This window comes from Roseovarius spongiae, assembly GCF_003651245.1.
Classification (GTDB): Bacteria; Pseudomonadota; Alphaproteobacteria; order Rhodobacterales; family Rhodobacteraceae; genus Roseovarius; species Roseovarius spongiae.
Map to the genome: position 1 here is coordinate 1 of NZ_RAPE01000007.1, position 21,051 is coordinate 21,051.

At 59.8% G+C, this 21,051-nt stretch carries 19 protein-coding genes; 6 read left to right on the forward strand and 13 right to left on the reverse strand.

The window, feature by feature from the left end:
* Both D6850_RS17395 and D6850_RS17400 read right to left on the reverse strand, forming a co-directional pair.
* Positions 1 to 3,359 (reverse strand): AAA family ATPase (locus tag D6850_RS17395; protein ID WP_147438920.1); only part of this gene is annotated, 3,359 nt, incomplete at its 3' end.
* Positions 3,356 to 4,534 (reverse strand): metallophosphoesterase family protein, encoded by a 1,179-nt coding sequence (locus D6850_RS17400; protein ID WP_121168895.1) that lies wholly within the window; start codon positions 4,532 to 4,534, stop codon positions 3,356 to 3,358. The genes D6850_RS17400 and D6850_RS17395, both read right to left, overlap by 4 nt.
* Before the next feature lie 387 nt (positions 4,535 to 4,921).
* On the opposite strand from D6850_RS17400, the gene D6850_RS17405 reads away from it, so the two are divergent.
* Positions 4,922 to 6,328 (forward strand): hypothetical protein, encoded by a 1,407-nt coding sequence (locus tag D6850_RS17405; protein WP_147438921.1) that lies wholly within the window; start codon positions 4,922 to 4,924, stop codon positions 6,326 to 6,328.
* A 79-nt stretch (positions 6,329 to 6,407) separates the two neighbouring features.
* On the opposite strand, the gene D6850_RS17410 is transcribed toward D6850_RS17405, so the two are convergent.
* Together D6850_RS17410 and D6850_RS17415 are read right to left on the reverse strand one after the other, a co-directional pair.
* Positions 6,408 to 6,689, reverse strand: coding sequence for a hypothetical protein (locus D6850_RS17410; protein ID WP_121168897.1), 282 nt, complete (start codon positions 6,687 to 6,689; stop codon positions 6,408 to 6,410).
* 86 nt (positions 6,690 to 6,775) lie between these two features.
* Positions 6,776 to 8,074, reverse strand: a complete 1,299-nt coding sequence (locus D6850_RS17415) for a DUF5623 domain-containing protein (RefSeq protein ID WP_147438922.1) — start codon at positions 8,072 to 8,074, stop codon at positions 6,776 to 6,778.
* Positions 8,075 to 8,371: 297 nt separating this feature from the next.
* Between D6850_RS17415 and D6850_RS17420 the strand changes: the two genes are divergently transcribed.
* Both D6850_RS17420 and D6850_RS17425 read left to right on the forward strand, forming a co-directional pair.
* Positions 8,372 to 9,409 carry a hypothetical protein gene (locus D6850_RS17420; protein ID WP_147438923.1) on the forward strand — a complete coding sequence of 346 codons (1,038 nt, stop codon included), beginning with the start codon at positions 8,372 to 8,374 and terminating at the stop codon, positions 9,407 to 9,409.
* Positions 9,403 to 10,161, forward strand: a complete 759-nt coding sequence (locus D6850_RS17425) for a hypothetical protein (protein ID WP_121168900.1) — start codon at positions 9,403 to 9,405, stop codon at positions 10,159 to 10,161. The genes D6850_RS17420 and D6850_RS17425 overlap by 7 nt, the downstream gene beginning before the upstream one ends.
* 55 nt (positions 10,162 to 10,216) lie before the next feature.
* On the opposite strand, the gene D6850_RS17430 is transcribed toward D6850_RS17425, so the two are convergent.
* Genes D6850_RS17430 through D6850_RS17445 form a run of 4 tightly spaced genes read right to left on the reverse strand, consistent with a single transcriptional unit; the run spans position 10,217 to position 13,113 of the window.
* Entirely contained in the window at positions 10,217 to 10,693 is a 477-nt protein-coding gene (locus D6850_RS17430) for a type II CBASS E2 protein (protein WP_121168901.1), read from the reverse strand.
* A 5-nt stretch (positions 10,694 to 10,698) separates the two neighbouring features.
* Positions 10,699 to 11,898 (reverse strand): nucleotidyltransferase domain-containing protein, encoded by a 1,200-nt coding sequence (locus D6850_RS17435; protein WP_121168902.1) that lies wholly within the window; start codon positions 11,896 to 11,898, stop codon positions 10,699 to 10,701.
* Positions 11,895 to 12,881 carry a CBASS cGAMP-activated phospholipase gene (locus tag D6850_RS17440; protein WP_121168903.1) on the reverse strand — a complete coding sequence of 329 codons (987 nt, stop codon included), beginning with the start codon at positions 12,879 to 12,881 and terminating at the stop codon, positions 11,895 to 11,897. The genes D6850_RS17435 and D6850_RS17440 overlap by 4 nt, the downstream gene beginning before the upstream one ends.
* Positions 12,882 to 12,888: 7 nt before the next feature.
* The gene (locus D6850_RS17445; RefSeq protein WP_121168998.1) at positions 12,889 to 13,113 is read right to left on the reverse strand and encodes a DUF2188 domain-containing protein; all 225 of its coding nucleotides are present in this window, start codon (positions 13,111 to 13,113) and stop codon (positions 12,889 to 12,891) included.
* Positions 13,114 to 13,216: 103 nt separating this feature from the next.
* Between D6850_RS17445 and D6850_RS17450 the strand changes: the two genes are divergently transcribed.
* Both D6850_RS17450 and D6850_RS17455 read left to right on the forward strand, forming a co-directional pair.
* Complete coding sequence (locus D6850_RS17450; RefSeq protein ID WP_121168904.1) at positions 13,217 to 14,287, forward strand: helix-turn-helix domain-containing protein; 1,071 nt, start codon at positions 13,217 to 13,219, stop codon at positions 14,285 to 14,287.
* Positions 14,288 to 14,295: 8 nt separating this feature from the next.
* The gene (locus D6850_RS17455; protein ID WP_121168905.1) at positions 14,296 to 14,799 is read left to right on the forward strand and encodes a PIN domain-containing protein; all 504 of its coding nucleotides are present in this window, start codon (positions 14,296 to 14,298) and stop codon (positions 14,797 to 14,799) included.
* Between the two features lie 87 nt (positions 14,800 to 14,886).
* Here the strand turns inward: D6850_RS17455 and D6850_RS17460 are convergent, their stop codons facing one another.
* The 4 genes from D6850_RS17460 to D6850_RS17475 are packed head-to-tail and all read right to left on the reverse strand — an operon-like array spanning position 14,887 to position 18,424.
* Positions 14,887 to 16,044, reverse strand: a complete 1,158-nt coding sequence (locus D6850_RS17460) for a HEPN-associated N-terminal domain-containing protein (protein ID WP_121168906.1) — start codon at positions 16,042 to 16,044, stop codon at positions 14,887 to 14,889.
* A gap of 60 nt (positions 16,045 to 16,104) precedes the next feature.
* Positions 16,105 to 16,845: a peptide arginase family protein gene (locus D6850_RS17465; RefSeq protein WP_121168907.1), complete on the reverse strand. Its 741-nt coding sequence runs from the start codon at positions 16,843 to 16,845 to the stop codon at positions 16,105 to 16,107.
* Positions 16,846 to 16,868: 23 nt separating this feature from the next.
* Positions 16,869 to 17,474 carry an SMC-Scp complex subunit ScpB gene (scpB, locus tag D6850_RS17470; protein WP_121168908.1) on the reverse strand — a complete coding sequence of 202 codons (606 nt, stop codon included), beginning with the start codon at positions 17,472 to 17,474 and terminating at the stop codon, positions 16,869 to 16,871.
* The gene (locus tag D6850_RS17475; RefSeq protein ID WP_121168909.1) at positions 17,471 to 18,424 is read right to left on the reverse strand and encodes a DUF1403 family protein; all 954 of its coding nucleotides are present in this window, start codon (positions 18,422 to 18,424) and stop codon (positions 17,471 to 17,473) included. Before D6850_RS17475 ends, scpB begins: the two co-directional genes overlap by 4 nt.
* 156 nt (positions 18,425 to 18,580) lie before the next feature.
* Here D6850_RS17475 and D6850_RS17480 point away from each other — a divergent pair, with 156 nt between their 5' ends.
* On the forward strand, positions 18,581 to 19,681 hold the full coding sequence (locus D6850_RS17480; protein WP_121168910.1) for a tyrosine-type recombinase/integrase: 1,101 nt from the start codon (positions 18,581 to 18,583) through the stop codon (positions 19,679 to 19,681).
* 33 nt (positions 19,682 to 19,714) lie between these two features.
* Here the strand turns inward: D6850_RS17480 and repC are convergent, their stop codons facing one another.
* The gene (gene repC / locus D6850_RS17485; protein WP_121168999.1) at positions 19,715 to 21,010 is read right to left on the reverse strand and encodes a plasmid replication protein RepC; all 1,296 of its coding nucleotides are present in this window, start codon (positions 21,008 to 21,010) and stop codon (positions 19,715 to 19,717) included.
* Between the last annotated feature and the right edge of the window lie 41 nt (positions 21,011 to 21,051).

A 21,051-nucleotide genomic window follows, 5' to 3' on the forward strand; every position in this document is an offset into this window, starting at 1 on the left:
ATCTCAACCAGGTGCGCGTGGTGCGTGAATAGGATCGCCTGCCCACTTGCCCCGATCTCGGCGCATAGCTGCAGCGCGGCCCGGGCGCGCGTGTCGTCGAAAGTTTCCATGATGTCGTCGAGGATCATCGGAAGAGGACCGGGGTCGCGCGCAAAGCCGCGATAACCGGCCAGCCGCAATGCGAAGTAAAGCTGTCCCATCGTCCCCGTCGACATCTTTTCGACCGGAACCTTGGCGCCGTCGGCGTCGATGCCGACCAACTTTTCGCCTTCGACCTGGCTCCAGGCATCGACGCCGCGCCACTTGGGCTTGGTCATTGTCACAAAGGCAGCCTCGACATCGCGCAACATGTCGCTGCGTCGTTCCTCCGCCAGCCGACGAAGTGCCCCGCGGGCCGCCAGCACACCCAGCCTTGCAATGACCGCCTTGCGACCGCCACTTCGGAGCGCCTCCAATAACGTCGCCTGTTCGGTGACCAGATCGCTACGGTCGGCGGCGTCGAATGCTTCGCGGTACAAACGCTCGGCCTCACGTTGTGCGTCGCGCGCGGAGTCTCGGCTGTCTTGCGCGTCTCGCACCTGCTGTTCGAGAACAAGTCCGCGGGAGGCGTCCGGCATCCGGTCGAGTTCCTCCCCGAAGAGATCTTCGTCGACGCCAACGATGGCCTGCTGCCTGTCCTGATCCGCCGCCAGATGGTTGGCGCGCAACCGATCCCGTTCAACCAGCCTTGCTATCCGATCGCTCGGCAGAAGGCTGTCATCTCCCTGACCGTTGAAATGGGCATCTAGTTCGCTCCTTGCGGTCCCAAGCTCGGTCGTATGGCGATGCCGTGCCGCCATGACCTTGTCCCGGCGGGACTTGGCATCACCGCGTTTCTCGTCGGCGCGCGTTGCCGCCGCCAGACGCAAGCGCACCTGGTCGATGGTCTGAATAGGTTCCAGCCCGCCCTGATCCTCTGTCGTACCAAGAATCTTCGCCAGCCGTTCGGCCCCCTCTGACAACGCCGAAATCGCCTGTTGCAGAGCCTCGATCCGGTCATCGAGACGCTGATGATCGGTATTCAGCCGAAGTAGGTTCCGCAAATGTGGAAGAGCATTCCGGACCCCCTCGACCGAGCGATCCGGCAGCGGCAAAGAGGAAGTCAACCGTTCGAACTCGAGCTCTGCCCGCTTGAGATCGTCCTTCTTGACCTGCTCGTCGCCGTCCAGTTTTTCAATAGCCTTCTGGCTGTCCTGCCATTTGCTCCAAGCCCTGCGATCGCTTTCTTCGAGCGCCAGAACCCTTTGCACCCGGGCCGCCAGATCGCCCTTCGCCGTGCCGAGGTCGAGAGCGCGAACCGCGTCCGCCAGCTCAGCGCGCAAGGTCCCTTCGCGGCGACGGCCGGTATCCAACGCTGTTTGCGCGTTCGAGTGATCGGCTGCAGCGCTAGCGGCGGCCGCAAGAGCTTGGTGGCGTGGTCCGAAAGCCGCTGGAGGAGCGCCTGCTTCCAGACCAAGCCTCAGCGACAGCTTCGAATAAGTTTCGGACAAACTCTCGTGGCGATCGATCAGGTCTGCCAGCCGCGCCTCAGCGGTTTCGACACCCGCCTTTGCTGTCTTTTCCCGCCTCTGCGCTTCGAGCCGCCGCTGGCGGATCTCGGCTCCCGCCACGAAATGGGCGCGCGCACTGTCATCCGCGTGCATCGCCTCTTCGAAATGGTCGGCGGACGGATCCGACAGGTCGTCGCGGTGGCGCATCCAAGCCAAGTCGCGGTAACGGCGGGTTTCTTCGGTCGTGGCGACATCCACCGCCTCAGGCGCGGCTTGCAATGCCGACATGTCAGCCGTGGCATCCGCCAGTTCCTTCGAGCGCTCCTCGACGTTGCCCTTTGCGGCGGCAATGTCCGCGGACAAGGCCGACCACTCCCGCGCGGCTTGCTCAAGCGTTTCGGGCGCGGGCAGGCCGGCATCCACCAAACCGGTCCAGTCCGAAGGCAAACCGGCGGCAGCCTTGGTCAGTCGCGCAAGCGTCTGATCCCGTTCCGCCTCGAACGTGGTCAGGTCCGAAACCGGTCTCCAGGCCTCGAATGCGTCGCGCAGGAGGGTCAGATCCTGCGGTTCGCTAGGCGCCTCGCCCTCCCGCGCTCTCGCCGCATCGGCAACGGCCTTCGCCGTGTTCAACGCCTCGCGGGCCATGCGGCACGCCTCGACAGCCTCGGCGATCTCTTCCAGTTCCGCCGTGTCAAAAACAAGATCCGACACCAAAACATTGGAAAGCGAAAGCCGCGCCAGCGCCGCTGATATCTCCGTGGCGAGCGCATCCCGGTCTGCAGTCCGACGGTCGAGATCCGCGCGCGCCGTCGTGGCGCGGTCCATCAACGGGGCTCCATCGATCGTCATCTGATCAAGACGTTCCAACTCGGCGTTTAGCGCCGGAGCGAGCGTGTCAGCGGGATTCTCCTCAATGATCCCGTCCAGGCTGGCGACGTCATTGTCTGCCTCGGAGATCCTGGCCTCGAGCGAGGAAGTTTTCTCCACCAGCGCCGCGACGCGCTCCGCCGCATCCTGGGGCAGGTCCGGGCCATCGGGGTAGTCCCCCAGGGCCTCGGCAAGTCGTTCCATCTCCTCGGTTCGGTCGAACCACGTACTGGCCGCCGTGGCGGCAAGACGACGTTTTTGAGCAGTGACCAGCGCCAAGTTTTCCGCCTCGAACCGCGCGGTCTTCTGTTCACGGTCCTGACGAAGAGTTCGTTCCCGTTCCGAGGTCAGCCGATCAGCTCGAAGCTCGCGGCTGATCTGTTTCAGGCGGTCGTTCGCCTGTTTCAGCTCCGTGGCACGGCCATGTTTTTTGTGGAATTTGTCGGCGCGCTCCGACAGTGCATTCAGCGTCTCCGAAATGCCGGTCAGACCCGAGACGCCCGCATGCAAAAGCTGACCGAGATCGCCCTTCGCACTGGCAATCCGTTCACCGCCGTCCCGCAGACCTCTCTCATCCAGCGAGAACCTCTCCTCAAATTCCTCCCGCGTCAGCCCGTGCAACGCGCTCGCGAGGATCGCGTCGGCGACCGGCCGATTGTCTGTATCCAGCAAGGACTGCGACCGCTTGCTGTTTCGCCGCAGGACAGTTGCCCCGCGACCGGGTAGATCAAGCCCCGCCCCCACAAGCAAGTCGCTTCGCTCGAACCGGAATGCATAGGGATGCGCACCAGCTCGGAAGCCAAAGAGAACTTCCAGTAGCGCGTGAAACGCCGTCGACTTTCCGGCCTCGTTCGGCCCGTAAACCACAGTTACGTCGGGGGTGCCTGGCCCCGGCACCGGAAAGACGATCTCAGCGTCTTCGAAATTGCCGTAGCGGATAAGATGCAGCTCATTCAGTCTCATTCCGGCCGCTCCGCATGAAGCGCAAGCATCACCTCGGCGATGGCATCTTCGAACAGAGCGTCCAGAGCGCTGTCGTCCAACTCTCCCGCGATTTCGCTCGCCAGGGCGGTACGGACTTCATCAAGTTGCTGAAGGGCTGCTTGCCGGAAGCCGTCTTCGGCCATTTCGGCGCGCATCAGTCGAACAAGGTCATCTGTCTCGGTGTTGAGTGGGCGAGAGGGCGGTACGACTGTGATCTTGTCCAGAAAAACCTGATCGACGTCGCCCACGACTTCTTCGGCGAGTTCCGTGACATACTCGGCACTCTGCCCCAAGCTCGTGGCCGTCAGCCGGACGGCGATATGCTGATTCCGCACCTGCGCCGACAAGAACCCGTCTCTGAGGCGACCAACTAGGTCCTGCTGATCGCCGCAGTCTTGGAGGTCTAATTCCAGTTCGGCGAAACCCAACTGCGCAACGTCGCGCCGCTCGACTATGGGCGCGCCGTCTCCCATTTCGACAAGCGTGACTGTCCCGCCCCGGCGCTCACCGAAATGGCGCGGCTGCGGAATGCCCGGCATGACCGCCAAAACGGGGCCGTCCCGACGCTCAAATGGCGCATGTATATGACCGAGGCACCAAAGGTCGAAGCCGTGCGCCATCAAATCGGCCGCGGCACAGGGCGCATACGGATCATGACCGGGAGCTCCATCAAGCGAGGTATGCATAAGGCCGACATTTCGTTTGCCCGGCACCGGTTTTGGGTAATCGGGCAGGAAGCTCTTTCGGACATGAGCTGCATCGTACGAAAGCCCATGAAAAGCGACATCGCCAATTTCGACCGTCGGCATGTCCTTGTGCAGTAGATGGATGTTGGGGCCAAGTTCTCCGTGAGCTTGGTGGTCGAGCAACGCATCGTGGTTACCGCGGACCAACACCGTTGGCACACCTGCCTCCGCGGCCCGTGACAACTGTGCGATCAGGAAGGCGCGAGAACGCAAATCCGGGTATCCATTGTCGAAAATGTCCCCCGCCAAAACGAGCGCATCCACGTTCTCGGTCACCGCCAGATCGACGATCCGTGCGAACGTGTCACGACTCGCCTGTTTCAAACGATCGCCAAGATCAGAGTTTCGCAGCGCGACCGACCTGATCGGAGATCCGAGGTGAATGTCAGCTGAAACAAGGAGCCGCATGATTGTCTGCTTAAAGATTACAAATTGAACAGTTCATTACACCTACGATTTTTTGCCTCTGTGCTCCAGCTTTGTCCTACCTCACGTCGCAGTGCCTAAACTTCCGGATCAAGCCAAAGTGTGTCCCGGATTCTGGGCACCTCGCAGGTAGTTGCTTGTCGAGCGTCAGCAATATAGACTTATTCTAGCTCAGTTGGGGCTGGCGCGCTGTGAGGAACAGGTCGGCGCAGCAGGTGAGAACCAACCCAGCGAACCTGATCCGGGCCCATTGGATCCTGGTTTGCCGAGCTTCTTGAAATTCATCGGTTTGCTCAATCAGCTGCGCGCTTTCCGACTCCTGCTATAGGGCCCACGGCTTGAATTTGGACTCGGAGGCACGCCAGAGGGATGAGCAAAATGAACATGAACACAGATGTGCCATCAGCCGAGACCTTCCCGGTCGAACTCGACCGCCTGTCGAAAGGCGTGGATCGGATTCTGGAACGATGGAGGGGAGAAGATCGCCCCACGAAGCTGACACTTCTGAACGATCTCGCCGCTGCAATCTGCCCAGGTTCAAATTGGGGCGCATTGAAAGCCAGGCAATCCAAGCGTACCCGCCTTCCGGTAGGCCTTAACATCGGTTTTATTCCACCGGTCGACCGAAATGCTATAGAGCGTCCTGCACGGTTGGCGGAGGTGAAGAACACCGACAACGGCATTGACCTCGCCTATCTTGTTGAAGAAATCCGTCCCCTGTTTGGGATGCAGCACGCAGGCGATCCAATCATCGGTTTGGAACTCAGCGTCGTTGAAGGCAATGGTTACAGCGAGGCATCCATCTACGCAAAACTGATCTTGAATCGCGGTGGTGCCTTACGCATCGCCGAAGCCTTTGCATCGGACCTTGAACCAGTCGTTGCGCAGCTCATCTATGACGTAATCCAAAACCTGAACTCCATCGAGCTGTACCCCGTCTTGGCGCAGAGTGCTTGCCAAGCGCTTCGGATCGTTGTCGGTCCCTTCGATTGCGTGTTGTCCATCCCGGAGTTCTATGGGCGTGCGCCTGACGATGGCTATGCGTCTCAGGGGGTCCGGGTCCTGCTTGATGAAGGCGACACGCCATCGGTAACAGATCTCGATCTGGCACTCCGCCTGGCATCAGCAGCGGCCCCGCATCTCGAGCAGAAGCAATTTGCGGAAGTTGGTAGCGTCCGGTTCAGGCTGTCGCAGCCACTCATGCAGGTTTGGAACACAGTAGAGTTCTCGCCGCCGGACTCGCTTGATGATCGACCCATGTTCTGGATACCTGACGGCGAATACTGGACCCACGAAAGCGACGACTACCTCCTCGATAAAAACATCTGGACACACAGCGCTCTCGGCGAGCCGCTCGACCTGGCGTTGGCACTCATCAATATCGATGATCCGGATGTCTACCTGAAGGTCTCGTTGTCGCCGATGCCGAAGAGGTCGAAGAGATCCGGCCGGTTGCAGGTGAACTGGCGGGGAGGGTTTTATCGGGACTTTCAGATTCTCCGGATACGAGAAGGTGAACCAGTTCAAGAACTTCGCCTGGACGACCAAACGAAAGAGCGCTTCGAACGGGGGTTTATCGGTTGGGCTGTTCACGAAGGGCACGAGGTTGTTGAGGACAAAGCCCGAACAAGAACTGAAGCACTCATCCCGCGGGACCTGAGGCGTGCCTCGCAGCACCTCAGTCAGGTGGACGCGATCATGAACGGTGCAGACCCAACGGACAAAGAGCTGTTGCGCCGTATCAGGGAGGGGAAAGGTGGCGAGCAGGCTGGCTAGCAATCAGTGTTCTTCGTCTGCACCGAACAAGCGAGGCAAACCTTTGCCTCGCTTAACCGCCCGGCGCCCTCGTTGGCAGCTACTGAACGACTATGCTTTCACCAAGCGCAAAAGCAGCCAGAGCTGGATAGCGCGAGAACACTCCCTGCTCTGCCGAGGCAATTTTGAAAAGCCGAGACTGCGCATCAGTGATCGAGTTCGGGTCATCGGGGTTCAACTGACGAAAGATCGCAAGGACGGGCATGGCGACCTCAACAGTCGTAGCAAGCGTCCCGCGTTCACTGAACTCGTTGTTGAAAGCCCCGTTGCCGATATCGTCGACCAAAGCAAAAGCTTCCCTACAAATTGCCGGATAGTCCATGATCAGAGGATCCCCTTGCCTTGATATTGACCGCGCCTGGAAGAGAGCTGTTGCGAGCCAAATTATCCGTTGGCGCGCAACGCAAGTTACCTCGCTTTCTCTATTATCGATACGGACATCTCAATGCGCCGAAGCTGTTGGCGAAGTGGGGCGCAATCCGGATAGGCGTTCTTCAACATCCGTGCTAGCCCACGAAGGGCTGCAACAAGGTCGTCAGCTGAGGTCAATGCCCGTTGAAGCGTTTGATCCTCTTCAGTTCTGGTGTAGTAGACTTCGAAGAACTCAGGGCCTTCGAGTTGCCCCCGACCAATCTCAAGGCTCAGCCAATCCTCGAGCTCTGACCGAAGCGAATTCAACCGCGAATAAACCCCGCCTGGCGCATGCTGCGACGACATCACGGCCTTGATCACGCGGCCTGCCTGCACATGCCCATCAGTTCCGAGTTCACCAGCTGGACGGCGGCGCGAACACCCGGGGTTGTAGTTATAGGGTACGGTGGCCTTGCTCGGAGAGGGATAGATCATCCCCTTGCACCTTGCGCGCCGTTCGTCCTGTTTCGTCTTCGCCATTGGGCTGAGAAACGTCTCCCACGAAGGTACAGATTCGCCCACCCAGTTTTCGCTGACGACCGGCTCCGGCATGTCACTGATCTTTTCCATGAGAGCGTCAAGGTCGTATCCGGAGCGTGTGTCGATACCGACATAGAGATCGCAATCGTAGGGGCGATACATCCCAGGCCAAGACGCCTTATCGAGCCGCCAGCCGTTGCGAGTCGCCCAAGCGGCGCGTTCTGAATCGTCGGGCGCGTTGCCATAGGGCTCGTCGATCAGGACGAATTGACCGCTGGCTGGATCTACCCAGTCTGTTGAATGGTCGATATTGGGTAGTTTGTCGGTGTCCAGAATTCTGGGGTAGTTCCTGCGGTCTCGGTTTGGTCGCAGTCCGGTATGCTCCATGAAACGAAGCGAACGCTCAGCGGCACAAAGCCGATCCCGCGCATACTCTTGCGTATGGGCGATGTCATCACAAATGAAGTGGTCTTCGGCAACCATTCGAAGGTTTCCGAAACCGCGGACGTATCTGAGTGCACTTTTGGGGCAGAGGTCGAGGATTGGCTTGGAAAGCCCGATCCGCAATGTTTCCCGCCCGCAGCGGTGGCAGCGATCCTTGTCGCTCCAGTAGATCGTCAATAACACGTAGGGCTTGGAGTTCGCGAACCCACTGGTGGGCAAAGTGCGCTGTGCATGACGAAAGTTGACACAATCGGCAGACTTGGCAGCGAGATCAAGCGCATCAGAATGCTTGATTCCGTTTGTCTTCTTGAGCTGCTTGGCAAGGCGTTTCACCCCAACAAGGGTGGTGGGTCGTGGACCATCGATCAACATAGCTATCTCCCGGCTTGACACCGAACGTCACTCGCCTACCGCCCTACAAGCCAGAGTGTTAGCTGATGGGGATCGCTAGAAAGATCTTCGGGCAGTGCTGCCTGCAGCTTCGGAACGGCGAGTGCCATGCTCCTGCCAAGAGCATCTACAAGATAGGATGGATCGCACCATCATGCAACGGGCACCTGTCCGCGTCGCCGTCTGCGGAAACACGGTCGGCACCGGGATCACAGTTCGCAGCGAAGACACTAACATCATACTTGAATAATAACACCACCAATGTTAGTTTCAAAATTCATGTTAGAAATGGATCGGAAATCCTCCCAGGACCTCATCAAGGATGCGCAGTCTCACCTGCGTACAACGCTTCATGTGCCAGCCAGCCTGAAGGCCTGGGGGAGCAAGAAAGGGTTGCCGCTCTTTCTTGCCAATGGATTCGAGTACCGACAAACGGAGATCTTCGGGAATACGATCTTGCTCGTCGTCCCGAAGTCAGAGGACGCCAAGACTACTACAGGTCTTTCCAAACAGCTTGGAGCTATCCAACGCCACTTTGGGGGAATCCTCGTATTGGTACTGGACCACCTATCCGCCTATCAACGCAGCCGGCTCATAGAGGAGTCTGCGGCCTTCATCGTGCCAGGAAACCAGCTCTTCATTCCTCAACTTGCGATGGACCTCAGAGAACATTTTCGGCGAAGACGTGATTTCTCGGAAGATCAACTGTCGCCGGCATCGCAGGCACTCTTCTTGCGACACCTGAACCTCAGGGACGTGGAAAACGCGCGACCGAGCGATCTTACGGAAATCTTGCGATACTCGGCGATGTCGATTGGCCGCGCCTTCGAAGAGCTGGAGGCCAGCGAGCTAGCGCATGTGGAAACGCGAGGGCGCAGCAAGCATATCCAGTTCTCCAAAGCTCCTCGAGAATTGTTCGGAGCGGCGGCTCCGAGACTACGCTCGCCGGTCAAAGCCGAACATTGGTTTCGGGCACCCTCTCTGCCGAAGGGCTTCCATGGCAGTCCATTGCCCGAGTATCTGCCTGCCGGCGGCGAAAGTGCTCTTTCCGAGCGCTCGACCATGTCCAGGCCCCGCATCCTGCGTTTTGCTGCCGGGCCAAAAGACTGGAAGCGGATTCAAAGTGGCGAGTTCGGGAAAGAGGTCGAACAGGACGAGGAGCCGAACTTCGCGATCGACGTTTGGTGGTACGATCCCGATATCGTGTCGGGTACGCGTGAGGTCGACGCGCTATCGCTCTACCTGCAGTTCCGCGAAAACGCCGACGAGCGGCTGGAAGCCGCCGCGGAACAATTGTTGGAGGAGTTCGCATGGTAGTAGGCCTGGACAGGTTCCGAGAGCATTTTGCGGACCATGCCGACCATTATGCGGTTATCGGCGGCACCGCATGTTCGATGATTTTCGAGGAGGTCGGCATCGATTTCCGCCAGACCAACGACATCGACATGGTGCTCTGCGTCGAGGTCGTGGATCCGTCCTTCGCACAGTCCCTGAAGGCCTTCCTGGATGGCGGAGGTTACCAGGCGCGCGAACGCAGCAACGGCCGCCGGGAGTTCTACAGGTTCCACAAGCCGACCGAGCCATCGTATCCGGCGATGCTCGAGCTCTTTGCGCGCAAACCAGAAGCGCTGGAAATCCCGGAGGATGCAGGGTTGACGGTGATAGAGGTTTCGGACGAAACCCTGAGCCTTTCCGCGATCCTGTTGGACACGGACTACTACGAGGCACTCATCGAGAGCCGTCGCGCCATTGATGATATTCTTGTTCTCGATGAGCGCCTGCTCATCCCGTTCAAGGCCAGAGCATTCGTCGACCTGTCTCAGCGAAAGGATGATGGAGACGTGAATGCCAAGGGCAGCGATATCAGGAAGCACCGCAACGATGTGTTCCGGTTGCTTCAGCTTCTCCCAACCGATCAGCCCATCGAGGTTACCGAGCCACTGAAAGCTGACCTCAGGGCCTATGTGGAGAGGGTGAACGGGCTGGCAGACTTCGACCCGAACGCCTTCGGTGTCCCCATCGATCGAGAAACTGGCCTCGGCCTGATCTCCAGTCTCTACCAGCTCTGACGACCGCTAACCAACACGTCTCCGAGCCAAGCTGAGAACGTTGCGGGTGCGAAACTCAATGCATTCGGCGCAGGCTGCGGCGCAACGCGCGGTTGCCCTCGTCTGGGTCATCCTCTCCAGGGTGTTTTCCCCCGCCCTTCCAGTCGTCCGACACGAGCCATTCCTCGAAATAGATCAGCCAGAGGTGGGTCCAGGGGATGATGGTGAGGTCCAAACGTTTGCTGGCGTCCCATTGTCCGGTCCCGGGCAGATAGAGACAGAGCCGATCCGGGTCATGGTAGATATGCGGCAGGTCGCGCCCACCCGCGAGCAACCTCAAGTCAGGATCTACGACCCAAACATCCGGCGTCCCGTCCCTTTCGAGGACAAGGGTGACCTGATACGACCGGGAAAGCGGCGTGGGTTGTGCGTGAAAACGCCATTCCAGACGGCCCGGTCCGAGCACCCCTTCGCCGGCGATCGTCTTGGACCTCTGCAGGAACAGGTACTGCTGGGGCAGTGACAACCGGTTTCTCGTGGTCGATCCCGCCATCGCGCCTAGTCCCCGAAAAACTCGTTCTTGGGAACGGGCGTCGAAGCGGCCGATTTTTGGGTGGTGAGGCCAACACCCGCACCAAGCATGAGAGCGCCCGTCTTCCGCCCCTCGTTCAGCGCGTCCATCCGCCGGTTCATGGTTCGGGCAACAAGTTTGTCACCCAGGCTATCCTTCATGGAGCCGACAATGGCGTCTAGGCCGACGAGGTCACGAAGGGACTCAAAATCCGCAAGCGCCTTGCTATGCCATTTGTAGAAGGCCTCGACCCGCGCGGGTTCTTCATTCCATCGCTCGGCAAAATTCTCGCCGTTGGTGGTCTCGTTCCAGACCGCGTAGATCTGGCGGCCATTGACCAGAGGCCGCTCGATGAAGACCGGCATCAGGCGGATCGTGTCGATCAGCACCTCGAGTTCGTCGGCGAAAACATGACGCCTGACACACATCTCATAGGATCGCATGGCCAGGGTCGTGATGATGATCGAGATCGGTGCGATCTCCTCCTGAACATGCAGGAATTCCAGATCCCGGTGACGCTTCAGGAGCTGCACGGTCCGCCGCAGAATGCCCTTGACGGACTGACGTACCGGGAAAGGCTCTGTCGTCGCCGCATCGCGCTGTGCCGCGATGATCGACTGCGTCATCCTCGGAACCAAGGCCGCCCGTTCGTCGAAGAGGGCCCGATAGGCCCGAGGATTCGTAGCATGCCAGTCCCGTAGCTTGCGATCGGGCACCAGCTCACCGCCGTTCATGCAGTTCGGATTGGCAATGGTCGGGGAGATGTCGAGGTGAAAGTCACCGGCGTAGTTCAGGCGCCAGCAGCGTTTCTTTTCTTCCAGGATCGACGAGTAGTAGGCATGTTCGCGCAGGCGCTGACCGATCGCAGCCTTCAGGCGTGCCGGTGCGATCTCCGGGCCAAGGCCGAGGATGAAGCTGATCAGGTCGACGTCGAACTCGTCGCGTCCAATCGGTTTGATTGAGGTGCCGAGTGCGCCGGAGCCGTGCAGGTAGACATGGAGGGAAGCAAGAATCGGGTCGCTCGATCCGGCCAACCAGTCAGCGACGGCTTCGTAGCTGGTACGGGCCTTCTCGAACTGGGTCTGTGTCCATTCCAGCTCCTGGCAGATTTCTTCTAGGATCGTGAAAACCTGCGCCCGCCGCTGAATGGCGGTATCGGTGAGGTGGTGCGAGAAGATCTGGTTCATGCCGCGTTCCGTTCGAGTTGATGCACGGGCACGAACGGCTCGGCAGGTTGCTGGAAGAAGATGGGGGTCAGGGTGGGGCCCGCGTGCCGGGCGCTCGATGCGCCAAGTCCCTTGAGCCTCTGTATCTTGGTGGTGTCGTCGAGGGAAAAGAACCCATCCGGCACGCTCGGCGAATACCGGTGAACGGCCGTCCGGTCGTGAGGATCGCCTGTCAGATGGCGCGCAATGCCGAGCGCACCGCGGGACTGCCCGTCCATGAGAAGGCTGAGGGCCTTCACCCCGAGACCGGCCTTGCCGGGGAATTCGGGTAGCAAGTAGACCTCGTCGACACAGCCGAGGCTCAGGATTTGCAATTCCTGCGGAGACCAGCCCAGCATCGAGATCGCTTCGACGGTCGCGACGCCCACCGGATTGTTGCACCAGGTGCCTCCGTCGAGAAGCCCAACATCATCCACCGTCTTGTGGCGCGCGAAATAGGTCGGAGCGGCCGACGTCGCCATCGCCGCGTCGAGGGCCGGCTTCCTGTAGTCCTTGGTGAGCCGCGGATGATGCGACGTCTTGTAGATGTAGACGCTGCGCTGATCGGCATCCCAAGCCGGGATCAGCAACCGGGTCTCCGCTTCGCCGATGAGCTTGTCACCGAGGACGGCGTGGAGCTCGTCCCGAAGCGTGGTTGCTTCGTGCTTGGGCTTGGCCAGGTGACGCAGCGCGGCACGCGCGTCCCGGGCCTTTCGTCCGAGCCAGCTCTTGTCTCCAGCTTGCCCGAAGATCGTCGGCCCGCGGTTTTCGTAGAGTTCCAGAAGGGTCTTGGCCCGGATGCCGAGGCCGAGGCCGATCGCGAGAATACCCCCGGTTGACGTTCCCGCAATCAAGTCGAAGTAGCGGCCAATCGGTTCGTCAAGGTCTTCTTCCAGACCCGCCAGAAAGGCCGCCGGTTGGGTGCCTTTGATGCCGCCGCCATCGATACACAGGATACGTCTCATGGTTCACTTAGCCTTCCGGGGGGTAGGGATCTTTGCCGTAGGTGTTGCGCTCGCGGATGCGACCGTTGGTTCCGTGGATGAGCATTTCCGAGCCCTGATTGCGGGCAATGTCACGCGCCTGGGTGATCGCGGATTGCTGCGTCTGGTGGATGGCCGTTGCCTTTTCATTGCCGGCGCCTTTCACGGCCCAACCATCTTTGTGAGGGACAACATGCTGATTTTTCTTGGTCATTTTGACCTCCAAGTATCTTTTTTCTTGACGATTCATCAATCTTGTGTTGATATATACAGCAAGAAACGTCGCTTATCAACCGACGTTTTCACGGGAGCAGACCATGTTTGGACAACGATTGCGACTGGCCCGCAAGAAGGCGGGATTGTCGATGCAGGGCCTAGCGGACCGCACCTCACCAAAGATCACCGCGCAGGCCATCAGCAAATACGAGGCGGACAAGATGAACCCGTCCTCCTCGGTGCTGGTTGGTCTGAGCAAGGCACTTGGCGTGTCGCTCGACTTCCTGATGGGAGGTCAGGTTGAAGAGCTGGTCGGCGTCGAATTCCGCAAGCATTCCAGCACCTCCGCGAGGGACCGCGCTCATGCGGAAGCCATCGTCATAGAGAGGCTGGAAGACTACCTGGCGATCGAGGACATCCTGGAGATCGCACCGCCGGATGATCCGTTCGGCGATTTGGTGACCGATGTCGTCAAGAACTACGAAGAACTGGACCTCCTTGCACGCAAGCTGCGAAAGCACTGGAAGCTCGGCAACGACCCAATTCCCAGCATGTCGCGGCTGCTCGAGGACAAGGGCATCAAGGTCATCGAAGCCGATTTCGCCGAGCGCTTCGATGGGCTGGCCTGCGAGGTACGTCGCAGCGAAGGCCGAAGCTCCACCGATGTAGTGGTGGTTTCAAGCCGCACCAATGTCGAGCGCAGGCGTTTCAATCTGGCCCATGAACTGGCGCATCGTGTCATTCGGGCGACCGGAAACTCGGCGATCAAGCTCGAGAAGGCGATGAACCGTTTTGCCGGGGCATTCCTGATACCGACCGATCACCTGATCGAAGAGGCTGGTCCCTCGCGCAGTGGCATGACCTACATGGAGATCATGCGGCTGAAGCGGCTCTATGGCGTGTCGGCAGCCGCGATGCTGATGCGTCTCGGACAGATTGGCATCTTGCCCAAGTCGATGATCGACTACGCGTTCCGGACCTACGCACGGCGCTGGCGCACCAGCGAACCGGACGAGATACGAGATGATGAAGGGTTCGGCGCTTTTGAGCATCCGCAGCGCTTTGAACGCCTGGTTTGGCGTGCGCTTGGTGAGGAGTTGATCTCGCCGGTACGCGCCGCTCAGATGCTGCACCTCTCACTGTCCACCGTCGAAGAGAATATCAGGGGATAGTCCGTCTCGTGGCCCGCGTGATCGTCAATGATGCCAGTTGCTTGATCGATCTTCGGAAAGGTCGGTTGTTGCACGTCTTGTGCGCCCTTCCCTACGAGTTCATCGTACCGCTTCCCGTACGCGCCAGCGAGATTCTGGATTTCACACCTCAGGAGTGGGCACTTCTCGACGGAAGCGGCATGGCGACGTATGACCTGCCGCCCGCCCAGGTCGGTCAGGCATTCGATATCAAGAAACGGTACGGGCGTCTTTCAGCGAATGATTGCTTCTGCCTCGTGACGGCACAGATGCATGCTGAAGCCATCTTGCTAACAGGAGACCGTTTGCTGCGGCGCGTCGCCGAGGACAACGGGATCGCCGCGCATGGCGTCCTTTGGGTCGTCGATCAACTGCTGAGGGAGAGCCTTTGCGATCCCAAGCTGCTTGAAACGGCATTGACCCTCTGGCGGAACGACAAGGCGGTCTTCTTGCCAAATCAGCTCATCGACAACTTGCTGCGTCGGGTGCGGTAGCCGCAGTCTATCGTTCCTCCGGGTTGCGGCGACACGGACCCAGTGCCGCTAAGCAAAATCTATCTGTTATGGTTCATGAAGCACAGGTTACGGCGGCTCTACTTCGACAAGCCGCAGCCATGCACCATCTTCGGACGCATCAGCATCGACGACGTTGTCAGGGCCGGCAAACAGCACGACATTGGCGGCCGTAGACCCCAAAGCCGAAACATAGCGAATGCCGTGGGGGTTCCCTCCGGAAAATGACCAATCCCTGAAGAACTCCGTAACGATCTGGGTCGGGATATAGTCGACATTTACACGATCATCCTGCTCGACCGGCTCCGCCATCTCGCGAGTCAGTTGGTGCAGAAACGACAGGCCCTGACGAACCCGCCGAGGCGCCGTCGAGAAGAACCCCGGGATCCGTGGAAGCTCGGCAAGATCAACCAGTGTCATCGGAATTTCGGTTTGAAAACGCGCCAATACAGGCTCGTCCGCGCGGGCCTCGGCGATTGCGGAGGGACCATCTTCAGCCCCGTAGAACATGGGAATCCCAGGCGGGTTCATCCGGTTTGATTGCAGACAGATGCGGGCCGGCGGCGGGCCAAGGGCGGCAGACGTGGGTTCGAACGGCGGAATGGTCTGATTTCGCACCCGATAGTACGACTGCCCGGCAGGAACCGAGCGCACCAAACCCAGTTCTTCGATGAGCTCGGCAAGTTCCACAAGAAACATGCCAGCAGAGCGTTCATCCGGGTGCGACACATCGCTTGCGCCGACAGAGTGAAAAAAGAACCTTCGCTCCGACATCGTGATGCGCCGAAAATCGCGCCAGCTAAAAGCCATGCTGTCGTCGAATTCGAGGGAAAGCCAGTCGTACTCGCACCAGAGACCGTCCTCGATCTCGCTGAGCAGATCGTCCATCAGCCGGTCATGATCTCGAGCTTCGATAGCCAGACCAATCTCGTCGAAAAGCAGTTCTTGCGTATCCCAATGCGACCCTAGGTAACCACCTTCACGGGAATTGTAGGGCAGCTGGTCGACCGCGGTGCCGTAGAATGTTCCCATCCGGCCCTCGATGAACTCCGCGATCTCTTCAAGGGGTAAGACCTTACGGCGACGTGCGCGGCAATAGCTGCACCGGCCGGGGTCCCCATCATTCCGGATGACATCTTTGAGATCTTCGTCGTCAAAGCACTTTGTGCAGACGTATCTGTCGGAAATGCTGTCTTGTCGGAAGTTGGCGGGGTCGATGCGGCTCATTGTGCTAGGGTATCAAAGGATTGGGGGCTCGATAAACTCTGGCGGGAGATATCTTTCCCGCTACATGAGTTCGACAACATCCGGAAGCCGGAATGCCAGATCCAGCCGCTCGAGAATCCGGGCAGCCAGAGTCTCGGTCGCCGCCCAGCCTGGTGTGTAGCTATCCGGCGTCAGGCAAAGTGTCAGAACTCCGATCGTGCCACGATCCATCGCATCCTTGAGGCCTGTAGCGACGGCGTCAATGTAGTCATCGGAGACCATCATGCGAATGTCTGACTCAAACTGGCAGTAGAAGTAGTCCAGGTCGATGTTGACGATCCACGGCGCCTCTCGTTCCGCAAGCCAAAATGAGAGGTTCTCAGGTAGTTCCCATGGCGAACTGTACAGCGGATGGCCGAAGTTCGGTGTGTCCCCATCTTCATGGGTCAGGCATCGGAAGGTCGTGAGGCTGTCCCCGAATTCCCGCAGGTAGATGGAGAGATAGTTGTCCCAGCGGACGACAGGACAATCGAAGTCGTCACACCGGTAGGTCTTCCCGAGATAGGCATCGATCCCAGCCGACCAACTTGGCAAATGCTTAAGCCACTCGTCCAAACGGCTCTGAAGCGCGTCGGGATGACGGTCGATGTGTAAGAGGGAATGGGGTGCGGTGAGATCGAGTTCTTTCAGCCAGCACCACAGGGCTGCACGATGATTGTCCATCACGTAGACATTGCCCGCTCTGCAGAGAAAGTTTTGGTCGACGGATCCGGAATGGCTTCGTCCCTTGAAGGGTACGATCCACTCCCATTCAGTTGTCATTCCTGTGCACCTTTCAATGTTACTCAACCCCCATCACTTTGGAGTTCCAGCTCGGGCAAGTCCCGCAAGCTCTGCAGATCGAACGTCACCAGAAACGTTTCCGTCGTCACGAAGGTATGCGGGGCCCCTGAACGCGGCGCCCTTGGACCTGACGCGATCAAATCCTTGAACCTCAGCCGCGCCAGCAAATCGCGGCTGACCTCCTTGCCAAAAATGTCCTTAAGCCCTGCCCGATCAATCGGTTGATGATAGGCAATGGCGCAGAGCACACCCATCTCCATCTCGGTGAACGCGAGTGCTTGGTCGCCTAGGTCGGCCGCCGCCTTGATCGCGTCGGCAAACTGCGACCGGGTTCGGAACATCCAGCCGGCTGCAACATGGGCCAGCTCATACGGACGGCCGGTCAACTCCGCTTGGATATCCTCGATCAGCATTTCGACCGAAGCCCCCTGCCCCACCACGCGGGCCAGGTCGTCGCGGCCAACCGGTGAGGCACTGGCGAAGAGCACCGCCTCGATCCGCCCCATCCATTCGCGCCAGCGCAGCTCCGGCGGCAGATCGCCGAGCTCCCGGTCAAAGACGGCCTCTCCATCACCCGCGGGTTTCCGTTTCTTGGTCGCAACATTCATGGTCCGACCCCGTAGAGTCGGAAAGTCGATCGCCCAGTCAGTTCCCGCGCCACACCCAGTTCGACCAGCCGATCGCAGAACCGGCGCGCGGCGCGGGAGGTCATGGGGGTCGAGGTGCCGCGAACGCGCGGCGAGAGCATCGACGCAGGGGCTACCGCATCCTCGCTCAGAAACACGTCGACCGCTGCCTCCGATCCTTTCGCGCGCAGTTTTGGCGCGACGGCGCGAAGCGCGTTGGCACGGTTGGTCAAGTCCCTCGCTAACCGGATGGCAGTTTCGATGCTGTCCAGAATCCGCACCTGGATCGCCAGCTCGGCCCCCTGCCCTTCTGTGGTCAGGTCGCGCAGCATCGCTTTGGAGAGACGTAGGGCTGAGACCGGTAGCGCTGTCTTCCAATACAGCGCCCGCGCTAAGACGACGTCCGAGAGCAGGCAGGCGACCCGCTCCGCCCGGTCGTCCGCTTGGAGCACGGCGCGCAGCACGACCACGCAACCGGCCAGCGGCCCATGGGTCCGGGCGCATTCTTGCCCGGCGTCCAGCCAGACATCCACTTCGCCTGCAAACTCCGCTCCAACCAAGTCGGCGATCTCGCCCGTCCAATTCGGACGAAGCCGTCCTCCATCGCGCCAGAACGCCAGCAGATCGCCATCGGGTCCCCGTGCCTCCCCCGGAGGCGTCAGGTGGTAGGCATCGCGGATATCTGTATCCCGCGCCAGGCGCCCCTCCAGTTTCGAGGTCGCTGTGGCCGCCGTCAACGCCAGGCGGTTGGCGAGAAGCCTCATGGGCACGCCGTGGGCCGGATCAGACACCAGCGCATCGAGCACGGTTAGGGCCGCCCCGGATCGAAAAGCCACAGTTTCAAGGGTTACCGCACGACCGGAGGTGACCCAAGCAGGTAGCTTGGGTAGGATCTTCAGATCGTCAGTGATGGCTAAAGGCTGGTAATTCATGCCACCAGGCTATCCTAGGGCGGCGCTTTTCACCAGAAAATATCGCCCCAACCGCCCCACCTTAAAGCTTTTTGTCATGTCCAATAAGTTTGCATTATCGGACGTGAAGGAATATGCTGAAGAGCAGTTCAATTTCATCGCTGGAGTCACCGGAAAATGCCCACAGAGTCCAAGAAATCGACGTCAGCGGCCTCTGATGAACATGACGATGCTCACGTCGACGAGAGAGATCAGGACACAGACGGTGCCATCGCCCTGCCCTCTCATGTAGCAGGCTCCGGCACCCTCGACCGGCTGGTCGACACGGCGCGCGACTATGCGAAGGCGTCGACGGCCGAGAACACCAACAAGGCCTATGCCGCGGATTGGAAACATTTCGCGCGCTGGTGCAGACTGAAGGGCACGAATCCCCTGCCCCCGTCCCCCGAGATGATCGGTCTCTACCTTGCCGACCTCGCCTCCGGATCGGGCCCCTCCCCTGCTCTTTCCGTCAACACGATCGAGCGTCGGCTTTCCGGTATGGCCTGGAACTATGCGCAGCGCGGCTTCACTTTCGATCGCAAGAACCGTCACATCGCAACGGTCCTAGCCGGGATCAATCGCAGACATGGCAAGCCGCCGGTGCAAAAAGAAGCGATTTTGCGCGATGATATCCTCGCCATGGTGGCCACCCTGGCTTACGAGTTGCGTGGGTTGCGGGATCGGGCGATCCTGCTGCTTGGCTATGCGGGTGGCCTGCGCCGCTCCGAGATCGTTAGCCTGGATGTCCACAAGGACGACACGCCGGACAGTGGCGGCTGGATCGAGATCATGGAACAGGGCGCCCTGCTGACGCTGAACGCCAAGACCGGCTGGCGCGAGGTCGAAATCGGTCGCGGGTCATCCGACCAGACCTGCCCCGTTCATGCGCTGGAGCAATGGCTGCACTTCGCCAGGATCGACTTCGGGCCGGTCTTCGTGCGCACCTCGCGCGACGGCAAGAAAGCACTCGAGACTCGTCGCCTCGGCGATAAGCATGTCGCGCGTCTGATCAAGCGGACCGTGCTGGCCGCCGGCATCCGGCCGGAGCTACCGGAAAAGGACCGCCTCGCCCTGTTCTCGGGCCACAGCTTGCGCGCGGGTCTCGCCAGCTCGGCCGAAACCGACGAGCGCTACGTCCAAAAGCATCTCGGCCATGCGTCGGCTGAAATGACCCGACGCTATCAGCGGCGCAGAGATCGGTTTCGGGTGAACCTGACCAAGGCCGCTGGACTCTGACAGTCACACCGTCCCGTGCATCCACCGCGACTATCACGCCGCCTGCCCGGTCAACCGGCCATAAAAACTGCGCTCGAGATGCAGCTCCCCTGCCGTGGCTTTCTCGACCATGCCACGCAGATAGCCGCCCGGTGAGGCCACTTCGCCGGCGCAATGCTTGTCAAACGTGAGAACCAGCGCCGCTGTCGCAATCTGAGGCCCAAGCCGGTCTTGTGCGAGGTTCCAAGCATGCTCGGAGACGCCAATCATGGGCCTCAACTGCCCCGCAACCCGGTGAAGGTCTCCCCAATCTTTCAGATACCCGCCCATATTGCGCGCCCAGGAGGCGAATTCAGGACAGGCCCGCATGACAGTGGGCAAATCAAGTGCTGCACCGCGTTTCTTCTGGATTTCGGCCACCCCATTCTCCAACTCCCTATCCCCTTGGTCTTCCGGTGCCGCTTTGGGCACCACCCCCGCCGCTTTCTCTTTTTCTGAGGAATTACTAGTTACAGGATTAAGTTGATTTGTAATTAGTATATGAGGTTCAGAATTGACCCCCGTGGGGTCCATTTCTTGAGCACTATCACACACCTGTTCGGCAGTTTCTGCCGAGTTGTCCACAGCTTGTTCCACGTCGGACGCCCCTTGGAACGCAGTTTCCACCCGGTCTTGCAGGTCTCTGAACCAGGCCAGGAGACGTGACAGCGCGTCCGAGGTGTCATTGCGGCGGGGAAGTCGGCCCAGAAGATCCTCAAACAGCCCCGAAAGATGGCTCCACGGGCCCCTCAGTGCGCCGCTGAGCGCCGCTTCGATCCGAGCGCGGATCATGCGCCGTGCAACGGTGATCTGGCGCCTCAAGCGTTGGCACAGTTCGCGCTCGGCCTGTAGTTCAGCATGGAGCTGCTCGAACTCTTCTACGCGGGCCGACAGCGGCGACAGATCGAAGCCATAGGCCTCGATGATGACGCCGTCTGCATCCCTGCGGCCCCACCGCTTGCCGTTGGGGCTGTCCTTGAACGCGATCACGCCGGCTTCGGCCAGGCGTCGTGCATGGCGCTTAAGCGCAGAGAGCGAGAACCCCGTTTGGTCCATGAGGTAAGCGTTTGAAGCCCAAACGATCGGACGGCATCCCTGCTCCCAGTCCTGCGCTTGCGTGAAGGCCCCGAGCGTGTCGAGAAGCATCATGTCGCCGGCTTTCAGGCCGATATGTGCACCAACCCGCTTCACGGCTACAAACGCTTGTGATTTGGGCATCCCTATCCGTTCGCCGGCTTGGGCAAGCTGCTCTGATGTGGCGAGTCCCACCGTTGCTTTACGCCATCCTGATAGTTGTTTGATGTTGGACATGCCTTCACCGTTCTGAGGCATGCCTGTCCCAGTCGCTCCAT

What these genes read in the sequence shown, in the direction of transcription:
- D6850_RS17400 (WP_121168895.1), bottom strand. Translation starts at nt 4,534, where the DNA reads ATGCGGCTCCTTGTTTCAGCTGACATTCACCTCGGATCTCCGATCAGG.
- D6850_RS17405 (WP_147438921.1), top strand. Translation starts at nt 4,922, where the DNA reads ATGAGCAAAATGAACATGAACACAGATGTGCCATCAGCCGAGACCTTC.
- D6850_RS17410 (WP_121168897.1), bottom strand. Translation starts at nt 6,689, where the DNA reads ATGGACTATCCGGCAATTTGTAGGGAAGCTTTTGCTTTGGTCGACGAT.
- D6850_RS17415 (WP_147438922.1), bottom strand. Translation starts at nt 8,074, where the DNA reads ATGTTGATCGATGGTCCACGACCCACCACCCTTGTTGGGGTGAAACGC.
- D6850_RS17420 (WP_147438923.1), top strand. Translation starts at nt 8,372, where the DNA reads ATGTTAGAAATGGATCGGAAATCCTCCCAGGACCTCATCAAGGATGCG.
- D6850_RS17425 (WP_121168900.1), top strand. Translation starts at nt 9,403, where the DNA reads ATGGTAGTAGGCCTGGACAGGTTCCGAGAGCATTTTGCGGACCATGCC.
- D6850_RS17430 (WP_121168901.1), bottom strand. Translation starts at nt 10,693, where the DNA reads ATGGCGGGATCGACCACGAGAAACCGGTTGTCACTGCCCCAGCAGTAC.
- D6850_RS17435 (WP_121168902.1), bottom strand. Translation starts at nt 11,898, where the DNA reads ATGAACCAGATCTTCTCGCACCACCTCACCGATACCGCCATTCAGCGG.
- D6850_RS17440 (WP_121168903.1), bottom strand. Translation starts at nt 12,881, where the DNA reads ATGAGACGTATCCTGTGTATCGATGGCGGCGGCATCAAAGGCACCCAA.
- D6850_RS17445 (WP_121168998.1), bottom strand. Translation starts at nt 13,113, where the DNA reads ATGACCAAGAAAAATCAGCATGTTGTCCCTCACAAAGATGGTTGGGCC.
- D6850_RS17450 (WP_121168904.1), top strand. Translation starts at nt 13,217, where the DNA reads ATGTTTGGACAACGATTGCGACTGGCCCGCAAGAAGGCGGGATTGTCG.
- D6850_RS17460 (WP_121168906.1), bottom strand. Translation starts at nt 16,044, where the DNA reads ATGAGCCGCATCGACCCCGCCAACTTCCGACAAGACAGCATTTCCGAC.
- D6850_RS17465 (WP_121168907.1), bottom strand. Translation starts at nt 16,845, where the DNA reads ATGACAACTGAATGGGAGTGGATCGTACCCTTCAAGGGACGAAGCCAT.
- scpB (WP_121168908.1), bottom strand. Translation starts at nt 17,474, where the DNA reads ATGAATGTTGCGACCAAGAAACGGAAACCCGCGGGTGATGGAGAGGCC.
- D6850_RS17475 (WP_121168909.1), bottom strand. Translation starts at nt 18,424, where the DNA reads ATGAATTACCAGCCTTTAGCCATCACTGACGATCTGAAGATCCTACCC.
- D6850_RS17480 (WP_121168910.1), top strand. Translation starts at nt 18,581, where the DNA reads ATGCCCACAGAGTCCAAGAAATCGACGTCAGCGGCCTCTGATGAACAT.
- repC (WP_121168999.1), bottom strand. Translation starts at nt 21,010, where the DNA reads ATGTCCAACATCAAACAACTATCAGGATGGCGTAAAGCAACGGTGGGA.